The 9,512-nt window shown below is 70.3% G+C and carries 8 protein-coding genes; 4 read left to right on the top strand and 4 right to left on the bottom strand.

Annotation, left to right across the window (positions count from 1 at the left end; all coding sequences use genetic code 11):
- Nucleotides 1–285: 285 nt before the first annotated feature.
- Complete coding sequence (gene ettA / locus ACFFR3_RS24170; protein ID WP_364381297.1) at nt 286–1,950, top strand: energy-dependent translational throttle protein EttA; 1,665 nt, start codon at nt 286–288, stop codon at nt 1,948–1,950.
- A 385-nt stretch (nt 1,951–2,335) separates the two neighbouring features.
- Here the strand turns inward: ettA and ACFFR3_RS24165 are convergent, their stop codons facing one another.
- The 3 genes from ACFFR3_RS24165 to ACFFR3_RS24155 are packed head-to-tail and all read right to left on the bottom strand — an operon-like array spanning nt 2,336 to nt 5,028.
- Nucleotides 2,336–2,758: a hypothetical protein gene (locus tag ACFFR3_RS24165; protein ID WP_345388127.1), complete on the bottom strand. Its 423-nt coding sequence runs from the start codon at nt 2,756–2,758 to the stop codon at nt 2,336–2,338.
- 6 nt (nt 2,759–2,764) lie between these two features.
- On the bottom strand, nt 2,765–3,712 hold the full coding sequence (locus tag ACFFR3_RS24160) for a ribonucleotide-diphosphate reductase subunit beta (RefSeq protein WP_345388125.1): 948 nt from the start codon (nt 3,710–3,712) through the stop codon (nt 2,765–2,767).
- Nucleotides 3,709–5,028, bottom strand: a complete 1,320-nt coding sequence (locus tag ACFFR3_RS24155; protein ID WP_364381304.1) for an MFS transporter — start codon at nt 5,026–5,028, stop codon at nt 3,709–3,711. The genes ACFFR3_RS24160 and ACFFR3_RS24155 overlap by 4 nt, the downstream gene beginning before the upstream one ends.
- 165 nt (nt 5,029–5,193) lie before the next feature.
- Between ACFFR3_RS24155 and ACFFR3_RS24150 the strand changes: the two genes are divergently transcribed.
- The 3 genes from ACFFR3_RS24150 to ACFFR3_RS24140 all read left to right on the top strand — a co-directional run bounded on the left by ACFFR3_RS24150 (nt 5,194) and on the right by ACFFR3_RS24140 (nt 7,310).
- Nucleotides 5,194–5,706, top strand: a complete 513-nt coding sequence (locus tag ACFFR3_RS24150; RefSeq protein WP_345388119.1) for a VOC family protein — start codon at nt 5,194–5,196, stop codon at nt 5,704–5,706.
- A 72-nt stretch (nt 5,707–5,778) separates the two neighbouring features.
- Nucleotides 5,779–6,186: a Zn-ribbon domain-containing OB-fold protein gene (locus tag ACFFR3_RS24145; RefSeq protein WP_345388117.1), complete on the top strand. Its 408-nt coding sequence runs from the start codon at nt 5,779–5,781 to the stop codon at nt 6,184–6,186.
- Nucleotides 6,183–7,310 carry a thiolase C-terminal domain-containing protein gene (locus ACFFR3_RS24140; protein ID WP_345388115.1) on the top strand — a complete coding sequence of 376 codons (1,128 nt, stop codon included), beginning with the start codon at nt 6,183–6,185 and terminating at the stop codon, nt 7,308–7,310. The genes ACFFR3_RS24145 and ACFFR3_RS24140 overlap by 4 nt, the downstream gene beginning before the upstream one ends.
- 113 nt (nt 7,311–7,423) lie before the next feature.
- Here ACFFR3_RS24140 and ACFFR3_RS24135 read toward each other — a convergent pair whose 3' ends face one another.
- Nucleotides 7,424–9,511: an acetate--CoA ligase family protein gene (locus ACFFR3_RS24135; protein ID WP_379483887.1), complete on the bottom strand. Its 2,088-nt coding sequence runs from the start codon at nt 9,509–9,511 to the stop codon at nt 7,424–7,426.
- Nucleotide 9,512 lies beyond the last annotated feature (1 nt).

The following is a 9,512-nucleotide window of genomic DNA, read 5'->3' as shown; positions in this document are numbered from 1 at the left end:
CTCCGCCGCACCTCAAGCCTGTGCGTCGGTCGCTCCGCCGTCGGTCGCTCCGCCGTCGGTTGGTCCGCTGCCGGCGGGCCCGCCGACGGCGGGGGGGGGCGGGGGATCGTGGACCTCTGGGTGGGCGGGGTGGGGAGGGTTGTGTTGCCCCTTGGGGCTTGCTTCCCGCAAGGAGGGGTGTTCTCGCATGTCGGGGGTGACAGCCCGGGGCTTGGGGCGGTGGCTGGTGGGGTTGGCGGGTGGGAGCGGCGGAAGCCCGGGTCGGGAGCCCCTAAGCTAGATGGCATGCCGGAGTACATCTACACGCTGCAGCGCGTGCGCAAGGCGCACGGCGACAAGGTTGTCCTTGACGACGTCACGCTGTCGTTCCTGCCCGGAGCCAAGATCGGTGTCCTGGGGCCGAACGGCACCGGAAAGTCGACGCTGCTCCGGATGATGGCCGGCCTGGAGCAGCCGTCCAACGGTGAGGCCAAGCTGATGCCGGGCTTCACGGTCGGCATGCTTCAGCAGGAGCCGCCGCTCAACGAGGAGAAGACCGTCCTCGGCAACGTGCAGGAGGGTGTCGCCGAGACGATGGCGATGCTCGAGCGCTACAACGAGATCGCCGAGCAGATGGCCACCGACTACAGCGACGAGCTGCTGGAGGAGATGGGCAAGCTCCAGGAGCAGCTCGAGCACCGCAACGCGTGGGACCTCGACAGCCAGCTCGAGCAGGCGATGGACGCGCTGCGCTGTCCGCCGCCCGACGCCGACGTCTCGACGCTGTCCGGTGGTGAGCGCCGCCGGGTGGCGCTGTGCAAGCTGCTGCTCGAGGCGCCCGACCTGCTGCTGCTCGACGAGCCGACCAACCACCTCGACGCCGAGAGCGTGCAGTGGCTGGAGTCGCACCTGGAGAAGTACGCGGGCACCGTGCTGGCCGTCACCCACGACCGCTACTTCCTCGACAACGTCGCCACCTGGATCCTCGAGCTCGACCGGGGCCGGTGCTACCCCTACGAGGGCAACTACTCCACCTACCTCGACATGAAGGCCCAGCGGCTCAAGGTCGAGGGCCAGAAGGACGCCAAGCGCAAGAAGCGCCTGGAAGATGAGCTGGAGTGGGTCCGGTCCAACCCCAAGGCCCGCCAGACCAAGAGCAAGGCCCGTCTCCAGCGCTACGAGGAGATGGCCGCCGAGGCCGACAAGTACCGCAAGCTCGACTTCGAAGAGATCCAGATCCCGCCGGGCCCGCGCCTGGGCACCACGGTGATCAAGGCGGAAAAGCTCACCAAGGGCTTCGGCGAGCGGCTGCTCATGGAAGGGCTGACGTTCGACCTGCCGCGTAACGGCATCGTCGGCGTCATCGGTCCCAACGGTGTCGGTAAGACGACGCTGTTCCGCATGATCACCGGTGGCGAGACGCCCGACGAGGGCTCCATCATCATCGGCGACACGGTCAAGATCTCGTACGCCGACCAGAGCCGGGGCGGCATCGACCCGAGCAAGAACGTCTGGGAGGTCGTCTCCGACGGGCTCGACCACATCAAGGTCGGCAACGTGGAGATGCCGTCGCGGGCCTACATCGCGGCGTTCGGGTTCAAGGGCCCTGACCAGCAGAAGAAGGCCGGCGTGCTGTCAGGCGGCGAGCGTAACCGGCTCAACCTGGCGCTCACCCTCAAGCAGGGCGGCAACGTGCTGCTGCTCGACGAGCCCACCAACGACCTTGACACCGAGACCCTGTCGTCGCTGGAGAACGCGCTGCTCGACTTCCCGGGCTGTGCCGTGATCACCTCCCACGACCGGTGGTTCCTCGACCGCATCGCGACCCACATCCTGGCCTGGGAGGAAGGGTCTAACTGGTTCTGGTTCGAGGGCAACTACGCCGACTACGAGAAGAACAAGATCGAGCGGCTGGGCGCCGACGCGGCCCGCCCGCACCGGGTGACCTACCGCAAGCTCCACCGCGACTGATCCCGTAGGTCGCGCGGGGCTCGCGCGGCAGGTAACTCAAACGCACACCGCCACCACCGTCAGGCGCCGCACGGCATTTGCCTGATGGTGGTGGTTTCGGCGTTCCCAGGCGTCGGTCGATGCCGGGTGGGGCCTGGGGTTCTGATGGGTTGACGGTGCCGGTGAGATTGATGGTGCCGATGGCGTTGATGGTTCCGCGTGAGGTTGAGGTGCTGTGGCGGCAGTGGTGCCGGATGGCGCCACGGGGGTTGTGGCGCGGGTGAGGTTTGTTGGTGCGGCGGTGCGGCGGTGCGGTGGTGCCCGGCGAGGGGTGTCGGGTGGGGCGAGGTTCGCTCGTTCGGGCGGGGGCGGTCTTCGATGTCAAGGTGGGGAGGGCGGCCAGGGCTCAGGGGACTTTGCTGAGGGCGGCGAGGGATTCGATGAAGAAGTAGATGACGCGGAAGAACGCCAGCACGTCCCCGCGCTCCAGCCGCAGCCCCCGATACATCACCACCCGCCCGGGGTCGGCGCCGGCGCGGAGTTCGTGCCAGGTCGTCTCGGTGGCGGCCAGGACGTAGTCGGCAGTGCCGGGGTCGGTGGTGATGTGGGCGTCGACGCAGGTGCCGTCCTTCCAGACCAGCACCAGGTACGCGCCCGTCTCCCGCACCCCGAGCGCCCACGTGGCGGTGTAGCCGGAGCGGGCCCGGTCGATCCACTGCCAGTACGACGGCAGCTTGCCCTCCTGCGGCGGCCCGTCGTCGACGGCCACCCGCACGGCCTGCGCCCATTCGGCGGTGAAGAACGTCGTCGCGCCTGAGGAGAACGTCATCGCGCGTCAGCCTCCCGCCAGCTCGGGCTCGATGCGGGAGACCTTCTCCCGCAGGTCGGGCGGGAGGGCGATGCCGACGTCCGTCAGCTTCATGTCGAGCTGGCGGATCATCAGCCGGCGCACCTCCTCGGGCGTCCAGCCGAGCGCCTCCAGGGCGAGCTGCCGGCTGGTGGCGCCGTTGATGGCGAGGATGGTGCGCAAGGTTTCGTGGATCTGGAGCAGCAGCCGCGGGTCGTCCTGGACGGAGTCGCGCAGGAACCGCATCCCGGACTGCACGTGACGGGCCTCGTCGCGGCAGGTGGCGGTGAAGCCGGTGTAGTAGCCGGGCAGGAAGCCGCGCCGCCGGCAGTAGGTGAGCGTGATCTTCATGACGGACAGCGCGAGCACGCCTTCGATCCACAGGAAGTACGTGGTGCCATAGCGCACCCTCGCAGCCGGGTCTTCGGGGTCCTTGCGCAGCTCGTCGGCCTGGTACGCGAGCAGCCCGAACGGCCCCACGAACGTCTCCGACACGTGCTCGAAGGACGCGTCGAGCACCTCCTGCACGGACTCGCCCGGCATGCCGACGACCTCGCGGTAGAACCGGTCGAAGAAGACGGTGTGGCGGGCCTCGTCCTCGATCTGGCTGGACATGTAGATCTTGGACTCCTCGGAGCCGCCCAGCATGAACACCGGCAGTTCCACCTCGACCTGACGTTCGCCGTGGTGGAAGCCGGCCGAGATGCCGACGAACGCGTCCCGCTCGTCCTGCGTCATGCGTTCGCGCCAGTCGACGGCGTCCTGGGAGAAGTCGAGCTCGTAGACGTCCCAGCGCTGGCGCAGGTAACGCTTGTAGAGCTCGGTGTAGCTGGGCAGGCGCTTGAGGTCGTGGTGCACGTATGCGAGGACGTCGTCGATGTCGAGGTCGCGGATCTGCCGCAGCGAGGACTCCGCGACGTCGGACAGCTTCGTCATGCCTCCGCCTCCCCGACGGCGACCGGAGTGGGCGCGGGCTGCGAGGGCCGCCGCCAGGGCCCATTGAACAGCAGGATGGCGGGGATGAACAGGACGAGGCAGCCGAGCGCCACGAACAGCCACGTCTGCCAGTTGGTGGCCTCGACGACGTGCGGGATGACGAGCAGGCCGATCACCGCGATGCCCTTGCTGAGGAAGCCGAACAGCCCCCACGCGGTGCCCTGCAGGCGCGGGTCGGCGTCCTCGGCGTCCTCGGAGTAGTTGGCCATCCAGGGGGCGTAGGCGACGCCGAGCGAGCCGCCGAGCAGCGCGCCGATCACCATCAGCAGGCCGGTGGAGACGCCTTCCTGGCCGAGTGAGACGGCGAGGTAGGCGGTGACGAGGACGGCGGCGATGGTGCCGCCGAGCGAGAACGGCTTGCGCAGCTGCGTACGGTCGGACAGGCGGCCGGTGATGATGAGCGTGATGAGGTTGAGGCTCCAGAAGGCGGCCATGATCGTGGACGCCTCCGCGCTGCTGATGCCGAGTGCGCCGACCAGCATGGTCTGCCCGAACAGCGAGAGCGTGATGTAGAGGACGAGCCACAGGGAGATGCCGACGACGTGGGCCCAGATGTTGCGCCGCCTGAACAGCGAGCGCAGGGTGGGCGGCTTGGAGAGGTCCACGACCTGGCTGGCGGCGCGTTCCGTGTGCTGGATCCTGGCCCGCAGCTCGGGGGAGAGGTCGGCGATGTTCAGCGCGATGACGATCGAGATGACCAGCGAGAAGCAGCCCATGATGACGAACTGGGAGCGCCAGGAGTCGTTGAAGATGGGCAGCGTCCATCCGGCGACGGCGGCGGCGAGGAAGTTGGCGCCGACCGGGCCCCACGTCCAGAAGCCGAACGCCTGGGCGCGTCCGAGGCGCGGTGAGAAGTCGCGGATCAGCGGCGCGGTGCTGGCCATGGCGACGCCGTCCACGAACGCCAGCGCGATCCGGGCGATCAGCAGGTCGCGCGGGGTGTGGACGAGGGTCATGGTGAAGCAGAGGACGGCGGTCAGCGCCATGAGGGGGATGAGCAGCCTGACCCGCCCCAGGCGGTCGGTGAGCCGGCCGCCGATGATGGAGGCGATGGCCCCGGTCACGGCGGCGCCGCCGGACACCGCGCCGTACGTGGCCAGCGACATGTCGAGGTCTTTGAGCAGCAGGGGCACGACGGGGGCGATCTGGCCTTCGTACGAGCCGATGAGGATGGCCAGTACGGCCATCGTGAGGATCTTCATGCGCCGGGCGCCGGTCGGGTACTCGTCGAGCTCACGGACGTAGGACAGCCTCATGGCCAACCTTTCTGGTCGAGCTTTACCCCCCGTGTAGTTCTAGAAGACAGCTCTAGAATCTATTTCTGCGATGCTGCCTCTCACATCTGACTCCGTCAAGGGTGTGAGCCGGGTCCGGTGGCTAGAATGAAATTCTAGGATTGCCGAGAGCGAGGAGCCCCCCGCGTGGACCTGGAACTGGACGGCCTCGACGTACACTTCGACCACACCGCCGTGGCGGCGCCCCGGATCAGGGACCTGCTGCCGATCTACCGCGACCTGCTGGGCGGCCGGCATCTCGGCGGCGGCGGCGACAACCTGCGGGCCGGCTACCGCACGCTGCAGCTCACGTACGGCAACGGCGGCAAGGTCGAGCTGATGGAGCCGCTGGCCGGATCGACGTTCTTCGACAGCTTCTTCGAGCTCACCAGGGGCAGAGGCGGCGTCCACCACCTCAACTTCCACGTCAGCGATCTCGGCGCGGCGGTGGCCCGGCTGACCGAGCGCGGCTATCGGCTGCACGGGCTCAACCGGTCGGATCCGCGCTGGCAGGAGGTGTTCCTGCACCCCAAGGAGGCGCACGGGGTGCTCATCCAGCTCGCCCAGCCGGGGCCACGCGAGCCCGCCGAGGAGCGCCCGACGCTGGAGGACGTGCTGGCCGGCCGCGGCAGGAACGGCAACGGCATCCCCAGTCGCTGAGCATCAGGGCTCTTGAGGTGCGGCAGAACTTAGATCTAGAGTGGAATTCTAGAACTAGGATTGGGGAGGCTGATGAAGCCGGCACCTAAGCCCACACCGGAGACCCAGCCCTTCTGGGACGGGACGGCCGCGGGCGAGCTGCGGATCCAGCGCTGCACCACCTGCGAGCGCCACTACTTCTACCCCCGCCCCACCTGCCCCCGGTGCGGCGGCGACCAGGTCGAATGGGTCCGCGCCAGCGGGCGGGCGACCCTCTACTCGTACGTCATCAACCACCGTCCGGCGCCGGGCTTCGAGGAGGAGGCCCCGTACGCGATCGCCGTCGTGGAGCTGGAGGAGGGCGTGCGGATGATGACCAACATCGTGGGCGTGCCGAACGTCCCCGAGAACCTGCCCCTGGACATGGAGCTGCAGGTGGTGTTCGAGCGGCGGGGCGAGGTCACCGTGCCGCTGTTCGAGCCGGCCGGAGGTGCCCGATGACCGTGGTGATCGCCGGCGCCGCCGAGACCGACGAGGTGGGCCGCCTGCCCGGCCACTCCACGTTGCAGCTCCACCTGGAGGCAGCCAGGAACGCCCTCGCCGACGCGGGCATGACCATCCACGACATCGACGGCATCGCCACGGTCGGGACGCCGGGCCCGATCCAGATCGCCCACGCCCTCGGCGTCACACCCGCCTGGCTGGACGGCACGGGCGTGGGCGGCTCGTCGTTCCTCTTCCACGTCCGGCACGCGGCCGCCGCGATCAGGGCGGGCATGTGCCACACCGTGCTCATCACGCACGGCGAGTCAGGGCGCTCGCGGGTCGGGGCCGGTCGCTACGGCATGGGGCCCGACTCGCTGCTCGGGCAGTTCGAGCTGCCGTACGGGGTGGTCGGCCCGCCCACGTCGTTCACGATCACCGCGCTGCGCTACATGAAGGAGACCGGCCTCACCCACGAGCAGCTCGCCGAGGTCGCGGTGGCGCAGCGGCGCTGGTCGCACCTCAACCTCAGGGCCATGTACCGCGACCTCATCACGGTCGAGGACGTGCTCGCCTCGCGCCTGGTCGCCTACCCGTTCCACCTGCTGGAGTGCTGCCTGGTCACCGACGGCGGCGGCGCGCTGATCGTCACCACGCCCGAGCGGGCCCGGCGCTCCCCGGTCCACCTGCTGGGCTCGGGGGAGGCGGCCGAGTCGCCGATCATCTCCCAGATGGAGGACTTCACCACCTCCAAGGGCTTCCGCCTCTCGGGCGAGGCGGCCTTCGCCGAGGCGAAGATCACGCACGCGGACGTCGACCATCTCATGGTGTACGACGCCTTCGCCCACGTGCCCATCTACGGCCTGGAGGACCTGGGCTTCGTCGGGCGCGGCGAGGCGGGGGCGTTCATCGCCGAGGGCCACACCTCGCCGGGCGGCCGGCTGCCGCTCAACACCAACGGCGGCGGCCTGTCCTACACGCACACCGGCATGTACGGCATGTTCGCCATCCAGGAGTCGGTACGCCAGCTGCGCGGCGAGGCGGCGGCACAGGTACCCGGCGTGGAGGTGAGCGTGGTCCTGGGCAACGGCGGCATGTTCGCCTCGGCCGCCACTCTCGTCCTGTCCAACCGCCTGCCCTGAACGGGGGAGGGGCGCCTGAGGGGGCGTCCCTCCCCACGAAACCAGGGACAAGGATCCTTCGGATCAGGGGACCCGGACCGGTGAACCGGCCTTGGGTCGCCTGGACCGCGAGGTCAGCGCCAGGTGATCAGGGCGTCGAGCGCTTCGACGCGGGAGCCGGTGACGAGCAGCGGGTTGATCTCCAGGGACTCCAGCCCGTCGCCCAGCGACTCGGCGAACGAAGCGACGCGGGCCACGACGTCCGCCACCGCGTCCAGGTCCGCGGCGGGGCCGCCGCGCACGCCGTCGAGCAGTGCCGCGCCACGCAGCTCCGCCAGCGCCGTACGCACCTCGCCCGCGTCCACCGGCAGCACCCGCAGCGCGGTGTCGCGCAGCACCTCCACCCAGACCCCGCCGAGCCCCACGGCCAGCGTGAGCCCCCAGGCGGGGTCGCGGACGACGCCGACCAGCAGCTCGATCCCGCCGCCGCGCTGCGGCTGGACGAGCACGCCGTCGAGCGACGGCACCGCGGCCACCACCTCCCGGTACGCCCGCCGCACCTCCTCCTCGGCGGAGAGGCCCAGCCGGACCCCGCCGACGTCGCTCTTGTGCCCCAGCCCTTCGGCGGCGGCCTTGAGCACCACGGGATAGCCGAACCGGCCGGCGGCGGCGACCGCCTCCTCCTCCGAGCGCGCCAGGTCCGACGGCACGACCGGCAGCCCGGAGGAGACAAGCAGCGCGGCGGCGCGGTGCTCGGCCCACACCCCGTGCGCGCCTGGCGGGCGCAGCGCCCCCTCGGCGCGAGGGCTGGGCTCGGGCCGGGACAGCACCCTGGCCCGCGTCCGCGACCACCGTACGGCGGCCCCGATGGCGTGCATGCCGTGCTCGATCCCGCCCGCCACGTACGGGAACCCGGTCTCCTGCTGCACCTGACGCCCGAACGCGGTCACGTCGGTCAGCACGTTGCTCACCACCACGACCGGCACCCGAGAGGCCGCGATGCGCTCGGCGCTGGCCGTGTACTGGGCCAGGACGGGCGCCGGGTCGGGCGGCGCGAGCTTGGGCGGCTCGGACAGCAGCATGACGAGGTCGATGTTCGGGTCGGCGGTGACCACGTCGAGCGCGCGGCCGAGCAGGGTGCGGTCGATGAGCACGTACCCGGTGACGTCGAGCGGGTTCTGCACGGTGCCGAAGGCCGGCACGATCTCCTTGAGCCGCTCGACCGTCTCCGGCGCGAACGCCGGCAGCTCCAGGCCCTCGTCCTCGGCCCGGTCGGCGATGATCTCCGACGCGCCGCCCGACGGCGTCACGACGCCCACGCGCGGCCCCGGCAGCGGCCCGCTGGAGGCCAGCAGCCCGGAGGTGATGATGAGATCCTCCAGCGAGCGCACCCGGATCACGCCGAGCCGGCGCAGCGCCGCGTCGATCACGTCGTCGTCGCCCACCAGCGCGCCGGTGTGGGCCTGGGCGGTGTGCGAGGCGAGCGTGCTGCGGCCGATCTTGAGCGCCACGATCGGCTTGCCCGCCTCCAGCGCCCGCCGCGCCACCCGGGAGAACTCGGCCGGGTTCCTGATCGTCTCCAGGAACAGCGCGATGACCTTGGTGGCCGGGTCGTCCACGAGGTAGTCGATGACGTCGGTGACGCTCACGACGGCCTCGTTGCCCATGGAGGTGAGCAGGCTGATGCCGACGTTGCGGGCCTGCGCGAAGGAGAGCACCGAGCTGGCCAGCGCGCCGCTCTGCAGCACCACGCCGACCTCGCCGCGCAGCAGCGGCGGCGGGATCGGCAGCCCGTACGGGGTCACGCCCGCGGCGGCGTTGATGTAGCCGTTGCCGTTGGGCCCGAGGATGGTCAGCCCGTGCTCCACGGCGAACCCGGCGATCTCGGCCTCCAGCCGCGCCCCCTCCTCGCCCGACTCGCCGAACCCGGCCGTGAGGATCACGTAGCAGCCGATGCCCAGCTTGGCGCCCTCGCGCAGCACGCCCAGCACGGCGGTGGTGGGGACCATGACGTACGCGAGATCCACGGGTTCGGCGATGTCGGTGAGGCTCTTGTGCGCCGGCATGCCGTGCACGACGCCGCCCCGGGGGTTGACCAGGTGCACGGGCCCGGGAAACCCGTGCGCGCGCAGGTTGCCGAGCGTGCTGATGGACCAGCCGGACTTGTCCGTCGCGCCGACCAGGGCGATCGAGCGCGGGTTGAACAGTTCGCGGACGGACATA

Source organism: Nonomuraea salmonea (assembly GCF_042428605.1).
In the GTDB taxonomy this organism is placed as follows: domain Bacteria; phylum Actinomycetota; class Actinomycetes; order Streptosporangiales; family Streptosporangiaceae; genus Nonomuraea; species Nonomuraea salmonea.
This window is presented reverse-complemented; position numbering and strand designations above follow the sequence as displayed.